The 25,679-nt window shown below is 71.9% G+C and carries 21 protein-coding genes; 9 read left to right on the top strand and 12 right to left on the bottom strand.

Annotation, left to right across the window (positions count from 1 at the left end; translation table 11 throughout):
- Positions 1-59 precede the first annotated feature (59 nt).
- The gene (locus tag SALPAC2_RS0118710; protein WP_018218166.1) at positions 60-422 is read right to left on the bottom strand and encodes a tetratricopeptide repeat protein; all 363 of its coding nucleotides are present in this window, start codon (positions 420-422) and stop codon (positions 60-62) included.
- Positions 423-634: 212 nt separating this feature from the next.
- On the opposite strand from SALPAC2_RS0118710, the gene SALPAC2_RS0118705 reads away from it, so the two are divergent.
- On the top strand, positions 635-1,360 hold the full coding sequence (locus SALPAC2_RS0118705; protein ID WP_018218165.1) for a methyltransferase domain-containing protein: 726 nt from the start codon (positions 635-637) through the stop codon (positions 1,358-1,360).
- A 2-nt stretch (positions 1,361-1,362) separates the two neighbouring features.
- On the opposite strand, the gene SALPAC2_RS0118700 is transcribed toward SALPAC2_RS0118705, so the two are convergent.
- Positions 1,363-4,149: an ATP-binding protein gene (locus SALPAC2_RS0118700; RefSeq protein WP_033661801.1), complete on the bottom strand. Its 2,787-nt coding sequence runs from the start codon at positions 4,147-4,149 to the stop codon at positions 1,363-1,365.
- A 117-nt stretch (positions 4,150-4,266) separates the two neighbouring features.
- Positions 4,267-4,479, bottom strand: a complete 213-nt coding sequence (locus tag SALPAC2_RS26385; protein ID WP_026184886.1) for an FmdB family zinc ribbon protein — start codon at positions 4,477-4,479, stop codon at positions 4,267-4,269.
- A 38-nt stretch (positions 4,480-4,517) separates the two neighbouring features.
- Between SALPAC2_RS26385 and SALPAC2_RS0118690 the strand changes: the two genes are divergently transcribed.
- The 3 genes from SALPAC2_RS0118690 to SALPAC2_RS0118680 all read left to right on the top strand — a co-directional run bounded on the left by SALPAC2_RS0118690 (position 4,518) and on the right by SALPAC2_RS0118680 (position 10,244).
- Positions 4,518-5,792, top strand: coding sequence for a lytic transglycosylase domain-containing protein (locus tag SALPAC2_RS0118690; protein ID WP_033661802.1), 1,275 nt, complete (start codon positions 4,518-4,520; stop codon positions 5,790-5,792).
- 71 nt (positions 5,793-5,863) lie between these two features.
- Positions 5,864-6,880: a GNAT family N-acetyltransferase gene (locus SALPAC2_RS0118685; RefSeq protein ID WP_018218162.1), complete on the top strand. Its 1,017-nt coding sequence runs from the start codon at positions 5,864-5,866 to the stop codon at positions 6,878-6,880.
- 88 nt (positions 6,881-6,968) lie between these two features.
- Complete coding sequence (locus SALPAC2_RS0118680) at positions 6,969-10,244, top strand: lamin tail domain-containing protein (RefSeq protein ID WP_018218161.1); 3,276 nt, start codon at positions 6,969-6,971, stop codon at positions 10,242-10,244.
- 295 nt (positions 10,245-10,539) lie between these two features.
- Here the strand turns inward: SALPAC2_RS0118680 and hemB are convergent, their stop codons facing one another.
- The 5 genes from hemB to SALPAC2_RS0118655 are packed head-to-tail and all read right to left on the bottom strand — an operon-like array spanning position 10,540 to position 16,217.
- The gene (gene hemB, locus SALPAC2_RS0118675; protein ID WP_018218160.1) at positions 10,540-11,523 is read right to left on the bottom strand and encodes a porphobilinogen synthase; all 984 of its coding nucleotides are present in this window, start codon (positions 11,521-11,523) and stop codon (positions 10,540-10,542) included.
- Positions 11,524-11,537: 14 nt separating this feature from the next.
- Positions 11,538-13,118 carry a bifunctional uroporphyrinogen-III C-methyltransferase/uroporphyrinogen-III synthase gene (locus SALPAC2_RS0118670; RefSeq protein WP_018218159.1) on the bottom strand — a complete coding sequence of 527 codons (1,581 nt, stop codon included), beginning with the start codon at positions 13,116-13,118 and terminating at the stop codon, positions 11,538-11,540.
- Positions 13,115-14,083: a hydroxymethylbilane synthase gene (hemC, locus tag SALPAC2_RS0118665; protein ID WP_018218158.1), complete on the bottom strand. Its 969-nt coding sequence runs from the start codon at positions 14,081-14,083 to the stop codon at positions 13,115-13,117. Before hemC ends, SALPAC2_RS0118670 begins: the two co-directional genes overlap by 4 nt.
- Positions 14,083-15,450: a glutamyl-tRNA reductase gene (locus tag SALPAC2_RS0118660; RefSeq protein ID WP_018218157.1), complete on the bottom strand. Its 1,368-nt coding sequence runs from the start codon at positions 15,448-15,450 to the stop codon at positions 14,083-14,085. Before SALPAC2_RS0118660 ends, hemC begins: the two co-directional genes overlap by 1 nt.
- Entirely contained in the window at positions 15,447-16,217 is a 771-nt protein-coding gene (locus SALPAC2_RS0118655) for a redox-sensing transcriptional repressor Rex (RefSeq protein ID WP_018218156.1), read from the bottom strand. Before SALPAC2_RS0118655 ends, SALPAC2_RS0118660 begins: the two co-directional genes overlap by 4 nt.
- Before the next feature lie 411 nt (positions 16,218-16,628).
- Between SALPAC2_RS0118655 and SALPAC2_RS0118650 the strand changes: the two genes are divergently transcribed.
- Both SALPAC2_RS0118650 and SALPAC2_RS0118645 read left to right on the top strand, forming a co-directional pair.
- Complete coding sequence (locus SALPAC2_RS0118650; protein WP_018218155.1) at positions 16,629-17,945, top strand: sensor histidine kinase; 1,317 nt, start codon at positions 16,629-16,631, stop codon at positions 17,943-17,945.
- 10 nt (positions 17,946-17,955) lie between these two features.
- The gene (locus SALPAC2_RS0118645; protein ID WP_018218154.1) at positions 17,956-18,597 is read left to right on the top strand and encodes a response regulator transcription factor; all 642 of its coding nucleotides are present in this window, start codon (positions 17,956-17,958) and stop codon (positions 18,595-18,597) included.
- Between the two features lie 13 nt (positions 18,598-18,610).
- Here the strand turns inward: SALPAC2_RS0118645 and SALPAC2_RS0118640 are convergent, their stop codons facing one another.
- Entirely contained in the window at positions 18,611-19,258 is a 648-nt protein-coding gene (locus tag SALPAC2_RS0118640) for an HAD family hydrolase (RefSeq protein WP_018218153.1), read from the bottom strand.
- A gap of 22 nt (positions 19,259-19,280) precedes the next feature.
- Positions 19,281-19,532 carry a glutaredoxin family protein gene (locus tag SALPAC2_RS0118635; RefSeq protein ID WP_018218152.1) on the bottom strand — a complete coding sequence of 84 codons (252 nt, stop codon included), beginning with the start codon at positions 19,530-19,532 and terminating at the stop codon, positions 19,281-19,283.
- Positions 19,533-20,338: 806 nt separating this feature from the next.
- Here SALPAC2_RS0118635 and SALPAC2_RS0118630 point away from each other — a divergent pair.
- The 3 genes from SALPAC2_RS0118630 (at position 20,339) to SALPAC2_RS0118620 (ending at position 23,442) form a co-directional block, all read left to right on the top strand.
- The gene (locus SALPAC2_RS0118630; RefSeq protein WP_018218151.1) at positions 20,339-21,274 is read left to right on the top strand and encodes an ECF subfamily RNA polymerase sigma factor, BldN family; all 936 of its coding nucleotides are present in this window, start codon (positions 20,339-20,341) and stop codon (positions 21,272-21,274) included.
- Between the two features lie 263 nt (positions 21,275-21,537).
- Complete coding sequence (locus tag SALPAC2_RS0118625; protein ID WP_018218150.1) at positions 21,538-22,422, top strand: DUF5667 domain-containing protein; 885 nt, start codon at positions 21,538-21,540, stop codon at positions 22,420-22,422.
- Between the two features lie 147 nt (positions 22,423-22,569).
- Complete coding sequence (locus SALPAC2_RS0118620; RefSeq protein ID WP_018218149.1) at positions 22,570-23,442, top strand: HAD family hydrolase; 873 nt, start codon at positions 22,570-22,572, stop codon at positions 23,440-23,442.
- Between the two features lie 29 nt (positions 23,443-23,471).
- On the opposite strand, the gene SALPAC2_RS0118615 is transcribed toward SALPAC2_RS0118620, so the two are convergent.
- Together SALPAC2_RS0118615 and SALPAC2_RS0118610 are read right to left on the bottom strand one after the other, a co-directional pair.
- Complete coding sequence (locus SALPAC2_RS0118615; protein ID WP_033661803.1) at positions 23,472-24,749, bottom strand: MFS transporter; 1,278 nt, start codon at positions 24,747-24,749, stop codon at positions 23,472-23,474.
- 69 nt (positions 24,750-24,818) lie between these two features.
- Positions 24,819-25,679, bottom strand: a complete 861-nt coding sequence (locus tag SALPAC2_RS0118610) for a lysophospholipid acyltransferase family protein (protein WP_018218147.1) — start codon at positions 25,677-25,679, stop codon at positions 24,819-24,821.

The raw sequence follows: 25,679 nt of genomic DNA, 5'->3' as shown, positions 1-25,679 counted from the left end.
TGGCGGGGCGGGCGAAGGGCCGCCCGGTGATCGGCGCGCAGTAGCCGGACGACTGAGGGTCAGCGGCCGACCCGGGCCTGCACCCGTTGCAGCGCCGTCTGATAGTCGGCGTTGCCGTGGTGCATCGCCGCCGCGATCCGCAGATGCCGAAGCGCGTCCACCGGCCGATTCAGCCGCTCCAGCGTCCGGCCCAACACGTGGTGGGCGTAGTGGTCACTCGGGTCCCGATCCACCAGCTCGCGTAGCTGCTCCTCGGCACGGCTGAGCTGCGCCGAGGAGAAGTACGCCCGGGCCAGCAGTTGACGCACGGCGGTGTTGCCGGGCTCGGCCGCGAGGATGGGCTCGAGCAGCCGAGCCGCTTCGGACGGGTCCCCAGCTTCGAAGTACCGGGTCGCCCGTCGATACTCGGCCAGTAGATCCATCCGACCCCACCCCCTCACGTCGTGTCGGCACCCCGGCACCGGCACCACCACCGGCACGGTGGGGCACCCTGCGGCAGCCAGCCGGCCTACCGGTTGAGGATAGGTTCACCGGCCCGAGGGCGGGAACCCGAAGCGCTCCACGGCCGGTCTCCGCCCGCAAGACCGGGGGCATACCGGGGCGGTTTTCGGGTAACGGGCGGCCGGAGGTGGCCATGGTCGCGCTGACGCTGACCCCGCCCTCAGCCCAACGGCTGCGGGCGGTTGACGAATTCCTCGCCGAGGCCTGGGCAGACCAGGCGCGGCACGACAGCCGGCTGCGGGATCTCGCCGTCGGGGTGGAATTCGACCGGGGAGTAGCCCACCTGACCGGAGAGGTCGACGAGCCGGATGACCTACGTCTGGTACGGGACCAGGTCGGCCGGCTCGCCGGGGTCCTGGCCATCTGGGCGCGGGTCCGGGTCGGGGACCGGGATCCAGTCGTGGTGGACCTGGGCTGCGGGGGGACCAAGCAGTGGCCGGACAACCTGGGCCTGGACATCTTTCCCGCGGTCGGGGTGGACGCGGTAGCCGACCTGTCGCGCACCCTGCCGCTGGCCGACAACTCGGTGGACGTCTTCTTCGCCGTCCACATCCTGGAGCATTTGATCGACTTCCTGCCGTTGGTGGACGAGGCGCACCGGGTGCTCCGACCCGGGGGCGTCCTGCACGTCATGAGCCCCTGGTGGGGACATGTCAACGCGGTCGCCGACCCCACCCACGTACGGCTGCTCGACATCCAGACCATCAAGGGCATCTGCCTGCAACGCCCGCCGGACGCTCCGCGCTGGTACCCCCTGCACGCCGGCTGTGACGGGGCCAGCGTCTTCGCCGACCTGACCCTCCTACCGCCCGGTGCGCCCGCCCCCACCCAGGCCCACCTAGCTCGCTTCTTCGCCTGAGCTCAGTCGGGCTCGGGACCGACCCGGGTGGGATCCGGCGTGCTCGGGGCGCGAAGTGGCCGCTCCAAGGGGCTGGTGAGCGCGGATGGGGCGACTCCAGCGGCGAAACGGGTCGAATCAGCGGCTAGGTCCGGGTGTTCGACGCCGAGGGCGACCGCCGCCGCCTCCCGAATGCCCAACCCCGCGCCCTCGCCGTACGTCCGGTCGAAGGCGACATCGCCGAGCGCCGCGCGCACCTGCGCCTGCCACCGCGCAAGGTAGTCGCCGTTGATGCCCGGCGCCGCGCCCAGGTCGGCCCCCCGTGCCTGCGCCGCGCCGAAGAGACGGGCGGCGGTCAACGGATCACCCCCCGCGGCACAGCGCACCGCGATCGCCTGCATCGTGTCGCAGGCACGGCGGTGGAAACCGTGCGCCATCCGGGACCGCAGCGAGGCCAACAGATGCTCGTGCGCGGCGATCAGGTCGCCCCGGGCGAGCGCCACCAGGCCGAGCAGCATGTCCACCGTCCGGCGGCCCCGTTCCACCGGGCGTCCCGCCTCGACCGGGCGGGCCGCGCCGAGCAGCTCTGCCGCCTCCTCCAAGGCACCCCGACGCCACAGCAACTCCGCGAGGCTGAGGACGGCGAAGAGGGCGTCCTCCACCACGTCCTGCCGCTGCGCCCAGTCGATGACCTCCCGGCACACCTGTTCCGCCTCGGCGAACTGCCCCAGGTCAACCAGGGGAGCCGCCCGGCTGGCCAGCACCCGGGCCAGCAGTTTGGCGTCGCCGGCCCGACGGGCCACCGTCTCCGCCCGCTGCGACAGGAGTAGCTCCGCGCCGAAGTCGCCGTCCGCCCCCGCATGCAAGGAATGGGTGTGCTGCGCCGCCGCCAGCTCCGCGTCCGGGATGCGCTCATCGGTCTCGACGCTCCGGTCGTACAGCCGGGACAACCAGAGCCGGCCCTTCCCGGCCAGGCCCCGCTCCCGCCACCACTGGTCCATCCCGACGACGAGCGCGAGCCCCGCCCGGGCGCTACCGCCCGTCGCGCACCAACGAAGTGCGGCTCGCAGCTCCCCGGCGAGCGGGTCGAACGCGTGCAGCGAGAGCGTTACCGGCCGGCCGTCCGGCCCCAAGCCCAACCGCTGTAACGCGTGTGCGGACCAGGCCACGTGTCGGTTCCGCGCCGCCTGCTCCTCACCCGCCGCCACCAACCGGCCGGCCGCGTAGGCGCGAATCGGGTCGAGCAACCGGTAGGTGCTGCCACCGGCCTCCGGCTCGGCCACCACCATCGACTTCTCCACCAGCACCGACAGCGGATCGAGCTGGTCGCCGCCCAACAGCCACTCCACCGCCGCCAGATCCACCGGCCCGGCGAACACCGCCAGCCAGCGCAGCAGCCGGGCCGCCCCCGGGCCCAACCGCTGGTACGACCAGCGGAGGTTCGCCCGCATGCTGTAGTGCCGCACGACCAGACCGGTCTCGGAATCACCCCGGCCGGCGTCGAGGGCACCCAGAACGTCGTCGAGCCGGTCGGCGAGCTGCCCGACCGAGAGCACCCGCAGCCGGGCCGCGGCCAGTTCGATGGCGAGCGGCAGGCCATCCAACCGGCGTACGACCCGACGCAGGTCCACCCACTCCGCCGGGTCGGGCCGCCGACCGCCCCGCGCCGCCGTGGCGCGGTCGAGCAGCAGGGCAACCGCGTCGCTCTCCGCTCCGGCCACCGGTGGGTCGACCGAGAGTGGAGGAATGCGCCACACCACCTCGCCGGGAAGTCCGAACGACTCCCGGCTGGTCGCGAGCACCCGCACCCCCACCCCACCGGCGAGCAGCTGGGAGATCACCTGGGCGGACGCCGACAGCTGGGCGTCCCCGGTGTCCAGCAGCATCAGCATCCGGCGGGCGGCGGTGTACTCCACCAGGGTGTCCACCATCGAGCGGCCCGGCTCCGGACGGAGGCCGAGCCCGGCGGCGATCGCGTACGCCACCAGCCCCGGCTCTGTCACCGTGGCGAGGTCAACGAACCAGACACCGTCCGGATGGGACTCGACCAGGTCGGCGGCGAGCTCCACCGCCAGCCGGGTCTTGCCGGATCCCCCCGCGCCGACCACCGTGACCAGGCGGTAGCTCTCCACCAACCGGCGCAGCTCGGCCCACTCGGCCTGCCGGCCAACGAACGAGGTGACCGGGGTGGGCAGGTTGTGCGCCGCCGCGTCCGCGGTGCGCGGACGTGGGAACTGCCGCTCCAGACCGGCGGCGGCCAGCTGGAAGAGCCGTTCCCGGTCGTCGAAGCCACGCAGTCGGTGCAGGCCCAGGTCGACTAGGGAGGTGCCGCCGGGCAACGGGTGGGCGTGCCGCACGGTCGCCGCGGAGCAGAGCACCTGTCCACCGTGCGCGGCGGCGGCGATCCGAGCGGCCCGGTGCACCTCCGCACTCACGTACTCGCCGTCGCGGGGCTCGGCCCACCCGGTGTGCAGCCCCATCCGTACCCGCGGGGTGGCCTCCGGGGTTGGCCAGTCGTGGCTGGTCAGGGCACGTTGGGCAGCCAGGCAGGCGGCCAGCGCGGCGGACGCGTCGGCAAAGGCCAAAAAGAACGAGTCGCCCTCGGTGAGCAACTCCGCCCCCTTGGTGGCGACGATGGTCCGGCGCAGCAGGCGCCGGTGTTCCCGCAGCACTGGCCGGTAGGCCGGCCCGAGCAGCTGGGCCAGCCGGGTGGAGCCCTCAATGTCGGTGAAGACGAAGGTCACCCACCCGGTCGGGAGGTGGATCCGTGGCGACATGCGTGGAACCTCCGCCCAGGACGTCTGGTTCATGCTGCCTGAATCCAGTCCGTCACATATCGCGAGAATGACGGCCCGGTTCTGCTCCAACGTGCCACTCCGCGCCGACGTCGGCAAGCGCGGGTGAGACGTTGACGAATCGAAACCGGTTTAGCAGCCGCAGCCCCCACCGCAGCAGCCCCCACCTGCGCTGGGAGCGGTCCCGCCCGATCCGCTACGGCCGATTGTCGCGACTGTGGACAGGAGTTTGACCGTCTCGTCGTGCCCCTGCGGGCAGCGGGCCGGCTCGGCGGCCTGGGCCATGGGTCGATTGACCTCGAAGGTGCCGCCGCAGACGCGGCAACGAAACTCGTACCGGGGCATGCTTCCAGCCTACGACCGCTCCGGACGACCGACCGAACATGGGTAATACTCAACGGGTGGTGGACGGCGAGGAGAACCAGACCATCCCGCCCCTGCGTCCGGCCGCACCGGACGGGGGAGCATCGAGTGGATCCGGCGTGACCGCCGGTCGCCGGCCCCGGCCGGCGCCCCGGCCGCGCCGACCATGGCTGCAACCGCCGACGGACCCGGACCCAGAGCTGACGCGGGTCGACCCCACCGGTCCGGCGACAGGTTCCCACGCGCCCGCCCGCCCCGACGCCGACACCGACACCGACACCGACACCGACACCGACGCGGCCAACGAGAACGAGCCGTCAAGTCCCAGCGAACCGACGGATCCGGCCAACACGAACGAGCCGCAGAGTTCCAGCGAACCGACGGAGCCGGCGCGGGCCGCGAGCACCCGGCGCCGCCGGACCCCCTTCGCGCACGCCCTCCGGGTCTCACCCACCCGACTGACGGTCGGCGCGGCCCGATCGATTGGCCGCTGGTCACGCCGCCCCAGCGGCCAGCTCACCCTCCCTGGCGTTTCCCTGCTGCTCCTGGTCGCGGCGACCGTGACGGCCGGCGCTCTGCTGTTGCCCGCCGTGGTGCCCTCCGGCCCGAACAACGCCGCCGCCACCGCCGACGCGTCGGATCCCGCGCCGGACGGGCTGCCATCCGCTGGCGCCCTGCCCCCCTCCGACGCCACGTTGACCGCCCCGCCCCCCAACCTCGGCCGTCCCGCCGACACACTCACGGGTTGGGCAGCCCAGACCGGCGCGAAGGTCGACATCGCACCGGTCGCGTTACAGGCCTACGGCTACGCCGAGCTGGTCCTCGCCCAGACCAACCCGAGCTGTGGTCTGAGCTGGACCACGCTCGCCGCGATCGGGCACGTCGAGTCGGCGCACGGGCAGGCCAACAACGCCCGGCTCGGCACGGACGGGCGGGCGGCCCCGGAGATCATCGGCCTGCCGCTGGACGGGCAGGGCGGGCGGATGCTGATCCGGGACACCGACCACGGCACGTTGGACCAGGACGCCACCTACGACCGGGCGATCGGGCCGATGCAGTTCATTCCGACCACCTGGGAAGAGATCGGGGCCGACGCGGACAACGACGGCCGCAAGGACCCACACGACATCGACGACGCCGCCCTAGCCGCCGGCAACTACCTGTGCAAGGGCGGCCGGAACCTGACCATCGCCACCGACTGGTGGAATTCCATCCTGTCGTACAACAACGTACGGCAGTACGCTCAGGACGTCTTCGACAAGGCCAACCAGTACGGGCAGGCAAGCCGGAGCTGACGTGATCATCCAGGTTTCCGGGGATTCCCCTACTTCCCCCGAGCAGCGGTAGACGGCAAGCTAGACGGGTGATGATGCGCGAATGGGATCTTAAGACCGCGTCGTCCGCCGAGATGTCGTCCCTGCTGGACACGTTGAACGCGGTCCTCGCCGCCGATCTGCCGCAGGACCCGCCCTGGCAGGGGAGCTTCCTGCGGGAATATCTGACCGAGATGATGCCGGGCGAACGACGAATCGCCTGGGTGGCCGAGGCCAACCCGGTCGAGCCCGGCGGGGTGGCCATCCCGGGGATGGTCAACGTGCTGCTGCTCGGCAGCATCGGCGTGCTCGAGGTGCTGGTGCACCCGTCGGCCCGCCGCAGCGGCCTCGGCCGCGAGCTGGTCCTGGCCGCTGCCCGCCGGGTCTACCAGGAGGGATTTGAGACCATCGGCGTGGAGGTGGTCGGCGACACGCCGGCCGTCGCCTTCTTTCAGACGCTCGGTTTCACCCGAGAGTTCGTCGAAACCCGCGGCGTGCTGGACCTGGCCGGAGTGGACTGGGCGGAGCTGGGCAAGACCGCCGACGGCATCAGCCCGGGGTACGACATCCAGTTCCACCCCGGTGGGCTGCCCGACGAGCTCATCGACGCGTACGCGCGGGCCAAGGCGGAGGCGCGCGATGTCGAGGAGGGCGAGCTCCGCCCCAGCTCCTACGACCCGCAGCGGCTCCGGGACAGCCTCGACTGCCTGCACCGACGGGGGATGACCCCGTACATCGTCCTCGCGCTGCACAAACAGACCGGGGAGGTGGCCGGCCTGACCGAGGTGGTGGTGCCGGCGCAGCATCCGACCCGGGCCGACCAGTACGACACGATCGTCGTACCGGCGCACCGCGGGCACGACATCGACCGGGCGATGAAGGCCCGCATGCTGTTGGAGCTACGCTCTGCCGAGCCGACGCTCACCGAGGTCCAGACCTGGAACGCGCAGGACAACGAGGCGATGCTGAAGGTCAACGCCGAGCTGGGCTACCGCCCCGACCGGGAGTGGTACGAGTACAGCGTTGACGTCGCCGAGTTGGTGCACCGGCGCGACGCCACGCGCCAATAGTTCACCATCAGGACCTTCAGGGGATAGAGCGAGGTAGGGCGCAGCCTCTACCCTTCGCTCGTTCCCATCCACCCACCGTGGAGGCTCCATGCGCCCGCGTCGCGCACTCGCCGTCTTCGCCACCGTCACCGTCACCGCGAGCCTCGCGGCCGTCGGGGTCACACCCCACGCCGCCAGCGCCGCCCCAACCGACCTGTTCATCTCCGAGTACGTCGAAGGCTCGTCCAACAACAAGGCGATCGAGCTCTTCAACGGCACCGGCGCCCCGGTCGACCTCGCCACCGGCGGCTATCAGCTGCTGCTCTACTTCAACGGCTCCACCACGCCGACCACCTTCGCCCTGACCGGCACGGTTGCGGCGGGAGACGTCTTCGTCTTCGCCCACTCATCGGCGAACGCGGCGATCCTCGCCCAGGCCGACCAGGTCACCGGTGCCGGACTCTTCAACGGCGACGACGCGGTCGTGCTGCGCCGCGAGGGCACCGTGCTCGACGCGATCGGCCAGGTGGGCGTTGACCCGGGCAGCGGGTGGGGCACCGGCCTGACCAGCACCGCCAACCACACCCTCCGCCGGCTGGGCAGCGTCGCCTCGGGTGACACCGACCCCGGCGACAGCTTCGACCCGGCCACCGAGTGGGTCGGCTTCGACACCGACACGGTGGACGGGCTCGGCGCGCACCACCTCGGCGGTGATCCGGGAGGCACCCCCGCCACCATCACCTGCGGCGATCCCCTGGTCACTCCGGCGGGCACCGCGGCGTCCCGGGAAGTCACCGCGACCGACCCGGACGATGAGATCGTGGACCTGGCGGTCACGTCAGTTTCCCCGCCGCCGGCCACCGGCGCGATCAGCCGGACGGCGTTCACCCCGGCCGGAGCGGTCGGTGGCACCGCCCGGGCCACCGTCAGCGCGAGCGCCGACTTGGCCGCCGGGGCGTACTCGGTGGTCCTGACGGCGACCGACACCGACGGCAGCACCGCGACCTGCACGCTGCCGGTGCAGGCCACCCGGGAGCTGACGGTGGGCGAGGTGCAGGGCCCGACCACCGACGCCGAGGAGGGTGACACTGACCGCTCGCCGTTCGCGCCGGCCAGCGGCAACGGTTCCAGCAGCGCGCGGTACGACGTCCGCGGAGTGGTCACCCAGCGCACCCTGGCCCGCGACTCCGCCGGCCAGGACCAGCACGGGTTCTTCCTCCAGAGCCGCGCCGACGCGACCGACGGCGACCCCACCAGCTCCGACGGCATCTTCGTCTTCATGGGCTCGAACACGTCGCTCATCGGCGGTTACGTGCCGACCGTCGGCGACGAGGTGGTGCTCCACGCCCGGGTCTCCGAGTACTACCAAATGACGCAGCTCTCCAGCGCCTCGCTGGTCCGGCGGATCTCCACCGGTCTGGACGTGGACCAGGTGGTCGCGGTGACCGACGCGGTACCCCCGGCCGACCTGGCCGACGCGCAACGCTTCTGGGAACGGCACGAGGGGGCCCGGCTGCGGGTTCGCGCGGGCAGTCAGACCGTGAGCGGGCGCACCGTCTTCGCCTCCAGCGCCGACGCCGAGACCTGGCTGGTCGACCGGGATGACCCGCTCCTGGACCGGGGCGACCCGGACACCCGCCGGGTGTTCCGCGACGCGCACCCGCTGGACAACGACCCTACCCAGCTCTTCGACGACGGCAACGGCCAGCGGATTATGCTGGGCAGCCTGGGTGTCAAGGCCGCCAGCGGCGACAACACCACACTGCTGCCAGCGGCGCGCACCTTCGACACGCTGACCGCCGACGCGGTGGGCGGCCTCTACTACTCGTTCCAGAAGTACGGCGTCCAGGTCGAGTCCGCGGCGTTCGCGGCCGGCTTCGACCCGGCGACGAACCACCCGCCGCAGCCGGCCCAGCGGTCGACGGAGTACGCGGTCGCCGCGTACAACGTGGAGAACCTCTACGACTTCCGCGACGACCCCTTTGACGGCTGCGACTTCGCCGGAAACGACGGCTGCACCGGCGTACGGCCGCCGTTCGACTACGTGCCGGGCAGCGAGCAGGAGTACCAGGAGCAGCTCGCCGCGCTCGCCGACCAGATCACCAACGACCTGCACTCCCCCGACCTGATCCTGATCCAGGAGACCGAGGACCAGGACATCTGTGTGGTTGACGGCGGCACGCTGGTCTGTGGTGACACCGATGACGCCGACGGCGCTCCGGACTCGCTCCAGGAGCTCGCGCTGACCATCGCCGACAACGGTGGCCCGGCCTACGCGGCCGCCTACGACCGCAGCGGCGCCGACGACCGGGGCATCACCTCGGCCTTCCTCTACCGCACTGACCGGGTCGCGCTGGCCGAGGCGACCGCCGACGATCCGCTGCTCGGCGCCGCCCCGACCGTCGAGTACCGCGCACCCGGGCTGCCGTCCAACGCCGACGTGCAGAACCCCAAGGCACTCAACGCGGTCCTGCCACCCGATGTGGACACCAGCACCGGCAAGGACGGCGACAACGTCTTCACCCGCGCGCCGCAGCTCGGCCGGTTCACCATCGAAGCCGCCCCCGGTTCGGGAGAACGGCTGACGCTCTGGGCGGCCAGCAACCACTACTCGTCCGGCCCCGACCGCCGGGTGGGGCAGCGCCGGGAGCAGGCCGCGTACGGCGCGGCGATCGTCTCCGCGGTCACGGCGGCGGACCCGGACGCCCGAGTGGTGTTCGGTGGGGACCTAAACGTCTTTCCCCGTCCCGACGATCCGATCGCGACGGCCGCGGATCCGACCCCGTCGGACCAGCTCGCTCCCCTGTACGAGGCGGGGCTGCGCAACCTCTGGGACGATCTGCTCGCCGACGCGCCGTCGTCCGCCTACTCGTACAGCTTCGCCGGCCAGGCCCAGACGCTGGACCACCTTTTCGTCACCGCGTCGCTCCACACTGATCTGGTGCAGATGCGCGCCGCGCACATCAACGCCGACTGGCCGGCGGAGTACGCGGGGGACGGCTCGCGCGGCGCCAGCGACCACGACCCGCAGGTGGCCCGGTTCCGGTCCCGCGCGACACTGACCGTCGCCGACGCCTCGGTGGTCGAGGGCGATCAGGGCCGCGGCGAGCTGGCCTTCACCGTCACCGCCTCGCGGCCCCTCTCCGAGCCGACCCTGGTCTGCGCCCTGACCCTGGGCCGAAGCGCACGGCCGGGCGTTGACTACCGGTCGTACGCCGGGTGCCAGACGCTGCCGGCGGGCCAGACAACGCTGACCTTCCCGGTGTCGGTGTATGGCGACCGGAAACGAGAGACCGACGAGAGGTTGACTCTGCTGGTGGTGGGGGGCCCTGGGCTCCAGATCGCCGATCCGTTCGGCACCGGGACCATCGTCAACGACGACTGACCGCCCACCGACGTCGCCACGGGCGACCTTGTAAGCGTCGGCGACCTTGTAAGCGTCGGCGACCTTGTAAGCGTCGGCGACCTTGTAAGCGTCGGCGACCTTGTAAGCGTCGGCGACCTTGTAAGCGTCACGGCCCGCCGGCCCGGTACTCGACCGGGCCGACGGGCCGTTCCGGTGCTGGGGACCGGGCTGCCGGCGGCCGGACGCGACGGCGGGCCGGCCGGGCGCGACGGCGGGCCGACCGGGCGCGACGGCGGGCCGACCGGGCGCGACGGCGGGCCGACCGGGCGCGGCGTCAGTAGCGCTGACGCAGCAGCTGCGCGGCCTCGACCGCCCAGTAGGTGAGGATGATCTCGGCTCCGGCCCGACGGATCGAGGTGAGCGTCTCCAGCATCGTCTGCTCGCGGTCAATCCAGCCGTTCGCGGCAGCCGCCTCGACCATCGCGTACTCGCCGGAGACCTGGTAGGCGGCGACCGGCACGTCAACGGCGGCCCGGACCGCGGCGACCACGTCGAGGTACGGCAGCGCCGGCTTGACCATCACCATGTCGGCGCCCTCGGCCACGTCCAGCGCCACCTCGCGCAGGGACTCCCGCAGGTTCGCCGGATCCTGCTGATAGGTCCGACGGTCGCCGTCCAGCGTCGACTCCACCGCGTCCCGGAACGGGCCGAAGAACGCGGACGCGTACTTCACCGCGTAGGCGAGGATGGCCACGTCCTGGTGACCGGCGGCGTCCAACGCCCGCCGGACCACGCCGACCTGGCCGTCCATCATTCCGGACGGCCCGACCACGTGTACCCCGGCCTGCGCCTGCGCCACCGCCATGTCCGCGTACGCGGCGAGGGTGGCGTCGTTCGCCACCGACCCGTCGGGCGCCAGCACACCGCAGTGCCCGTGCGAGGTGAACTCGTCCAGGCAGAGGTCGCTCATCACCACGGTGGCATCGCCCACCTCGGAGACGACGTCCCGGATGGCGGCGTTCAGGATGCCGTTCGGCTTGGTCCCGCCGGAGCCGAGCTCGTCCCGTTCGGCCGGCACCCCGAAGAGCATGATCCCGCCGACCCCGGCCTGGACCGCCGCGACCGCTGCCTTGCGCAGCGACTCCCGGGAGTGCTGGAGCACCCCCGGCAGGGACGGCACGGACCGGGGCTCGGTCAACCCCTCCTTGACGAACAGCGGCACGACCAGCTCGGCCGGGTCGAGCCGGGTCTCGGCGACCAGCCGCCGCAGGGCCGGGCTGCGACGCAGCCGCCGGGGTCGATGCTCGGGGTACGGCACGGGGTCCTCCAGGGTCAGCGGAACCGGAGGGCGGTCGGCCCCTGCACCTTCGAGCCGCGCCGCTGCTTCGCCGGCATCGCGGCGAGCTTCTCGCGCAGCTCGACGGCGTAGCCGGCCAGCTCCTCCACCAGGTCGGGGACCGAGGCGTGCGGCGGCTGCACATCAACCCGAAGGCCGAACTCGGTAGCGGTCTCCGCCGTCTTGGGCCCAATAACCGCAACAACGGTACGCGCGTGCGGCTTCCCGGCGATGCCGACCAGATTCCGGACCGTGGACGAGGAGGTGAAGAGCACCGCGTCGAACCCACCCGACTTGATCGCGTCGCGGATCTCGGCCGGCGGCGGCGCCGCCCGAACCGTCCGGTAGGCGGTCACGTCGTCAACCTCCCAGCCGCGCTCGGTGAGCCCGGCGGCAAGCGTCTCGGTGGCGATGTCGGCGCGCGGCAGCAGCACCCGACCGACCGGGTCGAGCACCTCGTCGTGCGGCGAGAACTCGGCCAGCAGCCCCTCCGAGGACTGCTCCCCGGTGGGGATCAGCTCCGGCCGGATCCCGAAGGCGCGCACCGCGTCGGCGGTCGCTTCGCCGATGCAGGCGATCTTCACGCCGCCGAAGTGACGGGCGTCGAGGCCGTGCTCGGCGAACTTCTCCCAGACCGCGCGGACCGCGTTCACCGACGTGAAGATCACCCAGGCGTACCGGCCGTCGACCAGTCCCTTGACCGCCCGCTCCATCTGCGCGGGGGTACGCGGCGGCTCCACCGCGATGGTCGGCACCTCGCAGGGGATCGCGCCGTACGCGCGCAGTCGGGCGCTCATCACCCCCGCCTGCTCCTTGGTCCGCGGGACCAGCACCTTCCAGCCGTACAGCGGGCGGTTCTCCCACCAGCTGAGCTTGTCCCGCTGGCCGACGCCCTCGCCGAGGGTGAGCACCACCCGGCCGGTGAACCCGAGCGCCGCCGCGACGAAGGAGTCCACCGTTGACGTGGTCGTGTACTGGGTCTCGCCGGTGCCGTCCCCGGTCACGCCGACCACGGTCGCGTCGTCGACTCCGGCGGCGAGCAGCCCGTCCCGGATCGCGGCGAGATCCCCGGCGTCCACCGCGAGGGCCAACGGTCCCCGGGTGACGGCGGCGGCCAGCGCCTCGAAGTCGAGCGTGGTGACGTCTTCGACGTCGGCCGCCGTCCGGACCCCGGGCAGCGGCACCCCCGCGTAGGTCGCCACTCCCTCAGCCTGGCCGATGCCCGGGACCACCTCGAACTGGCCGGCGGTTCGGGCGACCGCCTGCACCTCCCGGACCACCGCCTCGTGGCCGAACGGATCACCGGCGACTAGGTGCACCGCGTTCAGCCCGGAACGGGCCGCCGAGATCAGGGCCTTCGCCACGTCGCCCGATCCGCCCTCGGCCAGGGTTAGCTGAGCCTCCTGCTTCGCCTGGGCGCGGACGACGTCGAGCAACGCCTCGGGGACTCCCCGGTCGTATACCACCTGGTCGGCGCTGACCAGGGCGTCGTATCCCCGGCGGGTCAGCAGGCCCGGATCGCCGGGGCCGGCCCCGACGAACGCGATGCGGCCTACGGGCTTACGGGTGCGGGTCATACTGTGCTCCCAAATTGCTGGGTCCCCGGGCCAAGGTTCCGTTGCTGGCCGAGGATCGAGTCGGCGCCGAGGTCGAGCAGATCAGTGGCGAGGGCCTTACCGATCTCCACCGCGTCGGCGGGCGTTCCGGTGCGGGACAGCCGGAGGTCACGAGTGCCGTCCGGACTGATCACCGCCCCGCGCAGGTAGATCTCTTCACCGACGTCGCCTTCGGCGAGTTCGGCGTAGGCGGCGACCGGGGCACTGCACCCGGCCTCCAGGGTGGCGAGCAGCGCCCGCTCCGCCACGACCGTGGCGCGGGACGGTGCATGGTCGAGTACCGCGAGCAGCTCGACCAGAGCCGAATCGTCGGACCGACACTCCACCGCCAGCGCGCCCTGAGCGGGAGCGGGCAGCATCAGCATCGGGTCGAGCGTCTCGGTGATCGTGTCGGCGCGATCCAGGCGGGCCAGCCCGGCCCGCGCCAGGACCACCGCGTCCAGGTCGGCCTCCGGCCCGAGCACGCGCGCCAGCCGGGTACCGACGTTACCCCGGATCGGCTGGACCTCGAGCTGAAGCCCGAGCGCGTGCAGCTGGGCGATGCGACGCAACGCACCGGTGCCGACCCGGGCGCCGGGCGGCAGCTCGGCGAGGGTACGGCCGCCGGTGGCCACGAGCGCGTCCCGCGGGTCCTGCCGGGGTGGGACGGCCGCGACGTACAGACCGGGGGCCGCCGCGCTCGGCAGGTCCTTGTACGAGTGCACCGCGAAGTCGATGGTGCCCGCGGCGAGGGCGTCCCGCAGCGCGGAGACGAACACGCCGACACCGAGCTGGTGCACCGGGGCCGCGGAGCGGTCGCCGGTGGTCACCACCTCGACCAGCTCCACCGGGGTGCCGGTGGCCGCGGTGAGGGCCTTCGCGACCTGCCCGGACTGGGCCATCGCCAGGGCGCTGCCCCGAGTACCGAGGCGTAGGGGGACCTTCATCACTCACCTCCGGTGGGGAGCGGATCGGCGTCACCGCCGAGTTGGGGGTCAACGTCGGGCGCCATCACGTCGGGGACGGTGCCGACCGGGGAGGTCTGCGGCACCTCCAGGTCGAAGAGCTCACGCAGCAGCGCCGCGTACTGGTCGCCGCCGGGCTCGGCAGCGAGCTGGCGGACCCGTACGGTCGGCTGGTGCAGCAGCCGCTGGACGACCCGGTGCACCGTCCGGGCGACCTCGGCCCGCTGGTTGTCGGTCAGGTCCGGACAACGCTGGGCGAGCCGCCCCAACTCGGCCGTGACCACGTCGTCGGCACGGCCCCGCAGGGCGGCCACGGTCGGCGCGACGTCAGCCCCCCGCAGCCAGGTGAGGAAGGCGTTGACCTCGGCGGCGACGATCTGCTCCACCGCGGCGACGTCGGCGGCGACGGGGCCGTCGGCGACCAGTGCCGCCATCCGGTCGATGTCGATCACCCGGACGCCGGGCAGGTCGGCCACGCCGGGCTCGACGTCGCGCGGGACAGCCAGGTCCAGCAGGACCAGCGGCCCCCGGGACGGGTCTCGACCAGTGAGTGCCGGAGCCACCACCGCGCGGGTGAGGACCGCCTCGGGGGCGGCCGTGGCAGCCACTACGATATCCACTGTGGAAAGCGTCTCGGTGAGGTCGGCGATCGGTACGGCAGTCGCGCCGTACGAGCCGGCCAGCCGGGCGGCCCGGTCGGCGCCCCGGTTGGTCACGGTGACCGGCCCGGCACCCAACCGGGTGAGGGTGGCCACGCCCAGCGAGCCCATCGCTCCCGCCCCCACGACCAGCGCGGGACGGCCGGCCAGGTCACTGTCGAGCAGCTCGGTGGCGTGGCCGAGCGCGGCCGTGACGACGCTCTGCCCGGCCCGGTCGATGCCGGTCTCGGAGCGGGCCCGCTTCCCCACCCGGAGCGCCTGCTGCATCAGCTCGTGCAGCAGACGGTCAACGGTGTCGGCCTCCGCTGCCCGGTGGTACGCCTCGCGGAGCTGGCCGAGGATCTGGGCCTCACCCACAACCATGGAGTCCAGCCCGGTGACGACCCGGAAGACGTGGTTGACCGCCGCGACGTCGAAGTGCACGTACAGGTGGTCGGCGAGGGCCGCCGGCTGGCAGCCGGTCGACTCGGCCAGGACAGTGCAGATGTCACCCAGGCCGCCGTGGAATCCGGAGACGACGGCGTACACCTCCACCCGGTTACAGGTGGAGACGAGCACCGCCTCACTCACGTACGGCTGCGCCACCAGGCGGGTCAGGACACGGGGAAGGTCGGCGGGGGCGACCGCGAGTCGCTCCAGGGCGGCGACCGGGGCGGTGCGGTAAGACGCGCCGACGACGAGCAGTTTCACGTGCCGATCGCCTCCTGGGGGTTGGTGGCGGCGAGGCTACCCGGCAATGGGGGGAGGGCGGCCTCGCCGACGGCGGGGAGTGCGGTCCGGGACGCCTTGCGGTGCTCGTGGAAGGACAGGATCTGCAGCTCGATGGCGAGGTCGACCTTACGGACGTCAACCCCGTCGGGCACGGTCAGCACGCAGGGCGCGAAGTTCAGGATGCTGGTGACTCCGCCGGCGACCAGTCGGTCGGCGACCCGCTGCGCGGCGGCGGCCGGGGTGGCGATCACGCCGATCGCGATCGACTCCTCGGTGGCGACCCGGGACAACTCGTCCACATGCCGGACGACCAGACCGTTGATCTCCTCACCGACCCGTACGGGGTCGGCGTCGAAGAGCGCGGCGATGCGGAAGCCACGGGTGGCGAAACCGTCGTAGCCAGCGAGGGCATGACCGAGATTACCCACCCCGACCAGGGCGACGGACCGGCGCTGAGTGAGCCCCAGTACGTACTCGATCTGATCGATCAGCAGGGCCACGTCGTAGCCGACGCCCCGGGTGCCGTAGGAACCGAGGTGCGAAAGATCTTTGCGGAGCTTGGCGGAGTTGACTCCCGCGGCCCCGGCCAACCACTCACTGGAAACTGTCTCGTGACCGTTTTCGGCCAGGTTGTGCAGGGCGCGGAGGTACTCGGGGAGCCGGGCGACGGTCGCCTCCGGCAGGTCCGGCAACGCCGGCACGGCGACCGGGCGTTCGGGCGCGCCGGGCGGACGGTGCTGACTCATGAAACTCCGTGCAGTGGGATCCTGGGCCAACTCCGCCGGGCCGGGTCGGGACTCCCGCTGGCCACCGAGGAGACCGGCTGTGCTAGCGGGGCGGGTCGGAACTACAGAGTAAGCGCTTGTGAAGACACGCACAAATCGCGATCTTGGTCGCCCACGACGCGACTCCACCCGTCCCCCCGTTCCACAAGATCAATGTCTCGACTCCGCCCACGCCGTCCGGCGATTATTGCTCAATTACGACTTCTCTGACCAATCACACGGGCGCGCGTCGCCCACTTCCCGACCGGCGTGGTAGCACCCGCAACCTCCCCGGCCGTGCTAGCCCTCCCCCGGGGTGGTAGCGCCAGCACCTCCAGACATTCGGCGGCGTGCAGGATGGGCGGGTTCGGTCCCACTGCCTAGCCTCGGGGCATGACCGCTGCACGCGTGGCCGCCACCCCCACCTCCAGCCCGCCACGCACCCTGCTCCGCCAGCTCCTGCGCGACGTCGGCTACGTCCTCTCCGGCTTGCCCCTCGCCCTGGTGGGCATCGTGCTGGCCGCCACCGGGATCTCCCTCAGCCTCGGCCTGCTGGTGACCACGCTGGGCCTGCCGATCCTGACCGGAACGCTCTACGCCGTACGGGTCCTGGCCGATCTCGAACGACTCTGGCTGCCCTCGGTGCTGAGGATGCCCCGGGTCCGCCCGGTCTACCGGAGCCCCGATCCTGCTGCCGGCTTCTGGGGCCGGGCCCTGACGCCGGTACGCGATCCGCAGTCCTGGCTCGATCTGCTCCACGCGTTCAGCAAGCTACTGGTGGCGGCTCCGGCCTTCGTCATCCTGGTCACCTGGTGGGCGGTGGCGCTCGCCGGCGTGTCGTACGGGGTATATGACCGCTATCTGCCGTATGGCCCGGACAGTATGTCCCTCAGCGAGCTCCTCGGGATGGGCGACGGCACCGGCGCCCGGATCTTCCTGAACACCGCCATCGGTCTCTTCGCCCTGCTCACCCTGCCGCTGGTAGCCCGCGCCTGCGCGCGGACCGAGGGTGGCCTGGCCCGCGCCCTACTCACCGGCGTGGCCGAGTTGCGCAACCGGATCACCACCCTCGAAGAACAGAAACGAGCATTCGCCTCCGCTGAGGCGCACGCGCTGCGCAAGCTGGAGCGCGACATCCACGACGGGCCGCAGCAACGGCTGGTCCGACTGGCGATGGATCTCAGCCGGGCCCGCGAGCAGCTCACCAACAACCCGGTAGCGGCCGGGCACACACTCGACGAGGCGGTTGACCAAACCCGGGAGACCCTCACCGAGCTGCGTGCGCTGTCCCGGGGCATCGCACCGCCCATCCTGGTTGACCGCGGGCTACCGAGCGCCCTCGCGGCGCTGGCCGGACGCGGACTGATCCCGATCGAGCTACAGGTGGACGCCGGGCTCGGCGAACCCGGCGGCCGGCTCGACCCGGCCGTGGAGAGCACCGCGTACTTCGTGGTCGCCGAGGCGCTCACCAACGTCGCCAAACACAGCCGGGCCACCGAGTGCCGGGTGTTCGTGGAACGGGCCGGGCGGCGGCTTCGGGTCGGCATCGCCGACGACGGCCAGGGCGGCGCACACCTGGCCAAGGGGCACGGGCTGGTCGGCATCGCCGATCGGGTCCGGGCCGCCGGCGGGCAACTCCAGGTGACCAGCCCCGCCGGCGGCCCCACCGAGCTCCGCGCCGAACTCCCCGCGACGACCGGAAAGTGGTAGGACTGCAGCCATGCGGATCGTGATCGCTGACGACGCCGTCCTGCTCCGAGAAGGGCTGATCCGGCTCCTCACCGAACGCGGCCACCAGGTGGTGGCCGCCGTCGGTGACGGCGACGCCCTGGTGCAGGCGGTGGTCACCCACCGCCCCGACGTGTCGATCGTTGACGTACGAATGCCGCCGTCCCACACCGACGAAGGGCTCCGCGCCGCCGTGCAGGCACGTGCGCTGGTGCCAGCGACGCCGATCCTGGTGCTCTCCCAGTACGTCGAGGTCTCCTACGCCGACGACCTGCTGGCCACCGGGGCCGGGGTCGGCTACCTACTCAAGGACCGGGTGGCCGCGATCGGCGAGTTCCTCGACGCGCTGGTCCGAATCACCGCCGGGGGCACCGTCCTCGACCCCGAGGTGATCACCCAGCTCTTCGCCCGCCGCCGCCGCGACGATCCCCTGCGGGACCTGACCCCGCGCGAACGCGAGGTACTGGGCTTGATGGCCGAGGGCCACTCCAACACCGCGATCGCCCGCACGCTGGTGGTGACCGACGGGGCGGTCGAGAAGCACGTCCGCAACATCTTCACCAAGCTCGATCTCCCACCGGACGTCGAGCAGCACCGCCGGGTCCGTGCGGTCCTGGCCTACCTGCGCGGCTGAGTCGAGCGCATGATCAGTGCGGGCGGGCCAGCGCGACCGCCTCGGTGAGGGTCTCCGCGACCGGATGGCCGGAGGCCCGCAACCGGGTGGGGTCGGTGAGACCCCCGGCGTAGAGGACCGCGCGGCCACCCACCGATCGGGCCGCTTCGGCGTCGTCGAGCGAGTCGCCGATCAGCACCACGTCCCGGCCGTCCAGCCCCAGCTCGGCCAGGTGCCGGGTCAGGGACTCGGCCTTCCGGTCCCCACCCACCTCGGTCCGGAGCCCGTCCACCCGCAGGAAGTGCCGGGTCAGTCCGTAGGTCTGCACGGTCGGCACCAGCTCCTTGTGGAACCACATGGACAACAACGACTGGTTGCCGGGCCAGGACGAAATCGCGTCCACCGCGTCATGTGCCAGCCCGCAGGTGGTCAGCTCGTCCAGGTACGCCTCGTGGAAGATCTTGTCCAGCTGGCCGAACGCCGCCTCGTCCACGGCCTGCCCGAGCACCTCGGCGTAGTAGTCGGCGATCGGTCGACGAAACCGAACCCGGTGCTCGTCGGCGGTCACCGCCGGCCCACCGACGCTGGCGAAGGCGACATTGGTCGAAGCCACGATCAGGTCCAGATCGTTGAGCAGGGTTCCGTTCCAGTCCCAGACCAGGTGCGGGTGCGCAGAACTCATCGCCGCACCCTACCGGGCAGCCTCAGAGCTGAGGAGTGGTCAGATCGCGGAGCAACCGCTCCTCCTCGACCCGCCAGTAGCCGTGCTCCTTGCCGTCGAGCAGCACCACCGGCAGCCGGTCCCCGTACTCGCGCTCCAGCTCCACATCGCCGGTGACATCCTTCTCCACCCACCGGTCGTTGGTGACCGACACCACCCGTTCCAGCGCCGCCTTCGCGTCTTCGCAAAGGTGGCAACCAGGCCGGGTTAGCAGGGTGAGGCGGGGTTCACGCATCGGTCTCCTCCGTGGGGACGGCCCCGGCCCGACGGCCGGAGCAGGGTCTTGCGGCGCGTACGCGTGGACAGTTTCGCCGTTGGCGGGATGCGGCACACCCAGTACCGCCCTGCGCCACACCTCGGTGACCCGGCAGGCACCAGCTTCACCGCACGCGGGGAAGCATTCGCACCGGCGCCGACCACCTCCTGCCCAGCCGTCGAGTGTGGCACAACGGGCAACGACCCCCGGCACCGGCGCCGAAGAGCGCGGCACGGGGCGGCTACCCGGCGGCGCGCCGGGCGTCGCGGCCACCCTCGGCCCGTCCTACCAATGGGACTTTGACCGTCACGTGCCGTACAAGCAACCGTCACCTGCCGTGAGAGAAATAGCACCCTTCACCTGCCGCCGCGAGCCACCGCTGCCGCACATCTCGTCCCCTCCGCCGGCCGGCACCCACCCTGCCGCGATCATCCACACCCCGAACTACCTGGGCGTCTCCCCAAACACCGGGGAATCCGAAAGTCAACCGCACACGACGGACAACTGGTCCGGCAGGAGTGCGACACGACCGGAAATACTTTGGCCCTGTGTAACGGACTTGCCACGCGCGGGTGACGTTGACCCCTATCATCACTCGGGTCGACTCACCCCGTTTTCCGTGAGTCGACAACCCCTCAGCCCGAGGAGGCCCCCGTGCCCGACAGCGCATTGGACCAGCACCTCAAGGGGAGCTGCCGCGTACCGGCAAACCCCCTACCCACACCATGCGTGCCCGACCGGCCCCCACTCACCGGGGACCCGGGCCGCGGGACGGAGGTGCCCCGATGACGACCTTCGGCTACGCGCAGCGGCCAATTGGCCTGGGCGACCCGCCCGCCCGACCCGCGACGAATGAACGGCTGACACCCCGCGGGCCCCGGGACGACGGCCGGCTCGCCGCCTGGAGCGAAAACGGGGTCCGCAGCCGTCCGCACCCCAACGAAACCCCCGTTCGGAGCGGGACACCGGGTGCAAACGCCAAACCGATCGAGGCCCGGGTCGCCTCGCCAGCCCGGCCGGCTATGCCCGTACAGGGCCGCCGGAGTACCGACCCACCCGCCAGCGCCGACTCCACCGGCACCGACACGGCGGTGCTGCCCGCACTACCCGCCAGCACACCCGCCACCGGCTATCCGAGCCGCCCCGACCCGTCCGACCCGGCGATCGAGATCTGGACGCTGGTCGAGCGTGCACAGGCCGGGGAAGCCGAAGCCTTCGGCCTGATCTACGACCGGTACGTGGACACCGTCTTCCGGTTCGTCTACTTCCGGGTCGGCAACCGCCAGCTGGCCGAGGACCTCACCTCCGACACCTTCCTCCGGGCGCTGAAGCGAATCGGTAGCTTCACCTGGCAGGGCCGAGACCTCGGGGCGTGGCTGGTGACGATCGCCCGCAACCTAGTGGCGGACCACTTCAAGTCCGGGCGCTACCGGCTCGAGGTGACCACCGGCGACGTCCTCGACGCCGAACGCGAAGACCGGGGGCCGGAAGGCAGCCCCGAGGCGGCCGTGGTCGAGCACATCACCAACGTCACCCTGCTCGGCGCGGTCAAGCAGCTCAACCCGGAGCAGCAGGAGTGCATCGTGCTGCGCTTCCTCCAAGGCTTCTCGGTGGCGGAGACGGCGCGGGCCATGGGCAAGAACGAGGGCGCGATCAAGGCCCTGCAGTACCGGGCGGTTCGTGCCCTCGCCCGGCTCCTCCCGGACGGCTTCCGGGCATAACCACGCTGGCAGCGGCGGTGACGCCCGGGCGCATCGAGCTCCAATGACACCGATCACTTGCCGGGCTTTCTCCACCACTGGCCCCGTAACCCCGACCCGGCGCGGCGCGTTCATCCGGGTGCGACCGATGCAGTCCCGGCGTCCCCCGGGTTCTCGGTTCCGGCCCCGCTGCCGGCCCCGAGCCGCCCGCGACGCCCACCCGTCCTCGGTCGTCGGTGACGATCGCGGCCAACCGGCCGCGCCCAGCGAGGGAGGTGCCAGCGGTGAACAGCGACCTCTTTGTCTCCCGTCGGCGCGCCAAGCGTTTCGCGCAACTACTCGACGAAGCGAACGGCGGCCGACGACACCACGTCCGATCCCGGCTTGACGAACAGCTCACCGACCTCGTCGCGGTCGGGCACCAACTCGGTGACGCCGCCCCGACGGTCGAGGTCAGTGCCGAGTTCCGGACCGGCCTACGGGCGATGCTGCTGGCCACCGCCGAACGCGAGGGCCTCGGCCGACCCGCCCCGGCGGCCACCACCGACCAGACGGAAGACCGCCAGGGGCCGAACCGCTCCTTCCTCCTCCCCTCCGTCACCGCGCGGCGAGCCCGGGCCCGCGGCGCGATCCTGATCGGCGTCGCGACCGGCGCCGTCGCCGTCTCCGGCATCTCCGCGGCCAGTGAGAACGCGGTACCGGGCGACGCGCTGTACGGGATGAAGCGGTCGACCGAGCGTGCGCAGCTCGCGTTGACCGGCTCGGACCACAGCCGGGGGCAGCTCTTCCTGGACTTCGCGCGGACCCGCCTGAGCGAGGCGGCCCAGCTGCGCGACGACCGGGCCGGCTACAGCGGGGTCCTGGACGATATGGACGCCGACACCCGCCAGGGCGTACGCCTGCTCACCACCGCCGCGGTGCAGGCTTCCGACCGGACCGCGCTGGACGTGGTTGACGCCTTCGTCGCCGCGCAGCGTACGGCGGTCGGCGAGCTCGTGGGCGAGCGGCCCCGCGCGGACCGCGACCGCACCGAGCATTCACTCACGCTTCTCGATGATGCCCTCGAGCGCTCGGACGCGCTGCGCGCCGCCATCGACTGTGGCCTGCCCGTGCCGAGCGGCAGCGACGCGCTCGGTCCCACTCCGACGAGCTGCCCCGCCAACCGCTGACGCCGGCCGAGACGGGCCGCCAACCGCTGGCACCGAACCACCGCACACCCGGGTCGATTGCCTGATTGCGGGCCCGCCCCGATGCGCCACCCGGCTACCCTCGCCAGGTGGCGCACGGTGTGCGCCGGTCGTCCGGAGGGGGAGCGCGTGGCCAGCCGAAAGGTGCCGGTGAGCACCGACACCCGCAGTCCCAGCTCCGAGGGAGGTTCGGCCAGCGCCGCACCGACTCCGCCGCCGGATCGGGCCGCGGCCGCCTTCTTCGACGTGGACAACACCCTGATGCAGGGGGCCTCGATCTACTGGTTCGCCCGCGGACTCGCCGCGCGCAACTACGTCACCACCAGCGACCTACTCCGATTCGCCTGGCAGCAGCTGCGGTTCCGGGTACTCGCCACCGAGCATGTCGGCGACATGTCGCAGGTCAAGGAGGCCGCGCTCGCGTTCGTCGAGGGCTGGCAGGTGGAGGAGGTGGAGCGCCTCGCCGAGGAGATCTTCGACGAGCTGATGGCGCCCCGGATCTGGGCCGGCGCGCGGCGGCTCGCCCAGGGCCACCTCGACGCCGGACAACGGGTTTGGCTGGTCAGCGCCGCGCCGGTGGAGATCGGCCGGGTGATCGCCGCCCGGCTGGGGCTCACCGGTGCCATCGGAACGGTGGCCGAGGTGGTTGACGGCGCCTACACGGGGCGGCTGGTCGGTGACCTGATGCACGGGCCCGCGAAGGCGGAGGCGGTGACCCGACTCGCCGCGGCGGAAGGGCTGGACCTCTCCCGCTGCACCGCCTACAGCGACTCCGCCAATGATCTGCCGATGCTCGCGGCGGCCGGCCGCGGGGTCGCCGTCAACCCGGATTCCGCGCTGCTGCGGGAGGCCCGCCGACGCGGATGGGAGGTACGGGACTTCCGCACCGGGCGTCGGGCGGTCAAGATCGCCGTCCCGTCCACCGCCGCCGTCGGGCTGGTCGCCGGAGCGGTCACCGCGGGGCTGGCGCGGCACCGCCGCCGTTCGTCCGTCCGGACGTGAGCACCCCCGCCAACCCGCTCGCGCCGCCGTCAGTGGGTGGCTGACCCGACCGGCACCGGCGTTGGCGTCGGATCCTCGGTGTGGGCGAGGTGGCCGAACTGGCGCCACAGTACCGCGACGAGCAGCGCCGAGCCGGCGAAGGCGAACCAGAATGGACCGGTCATCCCGAGCAGAGCGACCAGCGGGCCGCCGAGCGCCGCGCCGACAACCAGTCCGCCGTACGCGCTGATGCCGTAGATGCTGTTGACCCGGCCCTGGAAGTAGATCGGAACCGCCCGCTGCCGAATGGTCAGGGCGGTGGTGCCCCAGGCGAACGCGTGCGCCCCGAAACCGAAGAGGATGGCCGAGGCGACCCAGGGCGAGGTGGTGACGGCGAGACCGAGGTGGGTGAGCGTTTCGATGATCAGCCCGGCCCGCATGATGTCCCCGAGGCTCACCCGACGGGTGAGCCAGCCGTACCCGACGGTGGCGAGCAGCCCACCGGCCGCCATCGCCGTACTGATCAGGCCGAAGCCGACGGCACCGAGGCCGAGCCGCGCCTCGGCGTAGAGCACCAGGATGGACCAGACGGCGCCGTAGGTGATGTTGAAGAACAGGGCGGTCAGGCAGAGCGTCCGAACGGCCGGATGACGGACGGCCCAGCGGAACCCCGCCCCGATGTCACCGCGCAGATCACGGTGCTGACCCGCCGATTCCCGCTCCCGCGGCGGCAGCGACACCCGGGACACCAACAGCAGCCCGGCCGCGAGGAGAAGCGTGTTGGTGGCGAAGGGCCAGGACCGACCGGCCGCGAAGAGCACGGCCCCGAGCGCCGGGCCGGCCAGCTTGTTCAGCGTGATGCCCCCGGCCAGGACGCGGGCGTTGGCGATCGCCAGGTCCTCCCGGCGCACCAGCATCGGCGTCAGCGTCCCGGTCGTGTTGTCCACGAACACCTCGGCGGTGGCGAGCAGCGCCAGCGTCAGCAGCACCACCGGCACCGACACCCGGTCGGTCACCAACGCCCCGAACAGCACGCCCAGTGCGCCGACCCGGACCGCGTTCCCCACCAGCACGATGCGCCGCCGGTCGAGACGATCGGAGAGCACCCCGGCCCAGAGGCCGAAGACCAGCTGCGGCGCCCACCGCAGCAGGGCCGCCAGGGCGACCAGGAGCGGGTTGGTGGTCAGCGACGCCACCAGCAGCGGCCCGGCCGCCACCGCGATCCCGTCGCTCAGGTTCGTCGCCCACGACGACGCCAGCAGCCAACGGAACCCATTACCCAACCGAGCTGGTACGACCGCCTCGACGACTCTGCGCACAACGAGCACCGTACGAGGGCACCAGTCGATCGCAACCGAATTTGCCCGCCCGCGGGCTCGCCGCCGGTGGTGCCCCGGTCAGGGGCCGAACGGGTCCGGCCGCTGCTCCAGCAGCCGGTGCAGGGTCTGCTGAATGGTCTCCCGCACCTGGTCGGCGAGGTTGAACACGACCAGCGGGTCGTCGGCCGAGTCGGTCAGGTGCTCGGTGGCGATCGGCGGGCAGAACTCGATCAACCATTTGCTCGGCAGCGGCACCGCGCCCAGCGGGCCGAGCCAGGGGAAGGTCGGCGTGACGGGGAAGTATGGCAGCTTCAGCAGCCGGGCGAGGGGCTTCACATCGGCGAGCATCGGGTAGGTCTCCTCGCCACCGACTACCGCCACCGGCACGATCGGGGTTCCCGTCCGCAACGCCGCGGAGACGAAGCCACCCCGACCGAACCGTTGTAGCTTGTAGCGCTCCGCGTACAGCTTGCCGGTGCCCTTGAAGCCCTCGGGGAAGACGCCGACCAGCTCACCGGAGTCGAGCAGCCGCTCGGCGTCCGGGTTGCAGGCGACCGTGCCGCCGCCCTTGCGGGCGACCGCCGACACCACCGGCATCCGGAAGACGAGGTCCGCGCCGAGCAGGCGAAGAAACCGGCGCTGCGGGTGCTGGTCGTGGATTATCGCCGAGAGGATCAGCGCGTCCAGGGCCACCGTGCCGGAGTGGTTGGCCACCACGAGGCCGGCTCCCACGTCGGGCACATGCTCCAGCCCGGTGACCTCGGTGCGGAACCAGTCGCGGTAGAGCAGCCGCACCAGCGGATGAAACACGGAAGTGGTGAGCTGCGGGTCGAAGCCGAACTCGTCGATCTCGTAGTCGCCGGCGAGGCGACCGCGCAGAAACGCCAGCCCGCTCGCCACCTTCCGGTCCCAGTGATCGCCGGGCTGTTCGGAGATCAT

The sequence above is a fragment of the Salinispora vitiensis genome, assembly GCF_000378825.1.
Taxonomy (GTDB): domain Bacteria; phylum Actinomycetota; class Actinomycetes; order Mycobacteriales; family Micromonosporaceae; genus Micromonospora; species Micromonospora vitiensis.
Note: the sequence above shows the minus strand (reverse complement) of the source record. Positions and strands in the feature narration are given on the sequence as shown.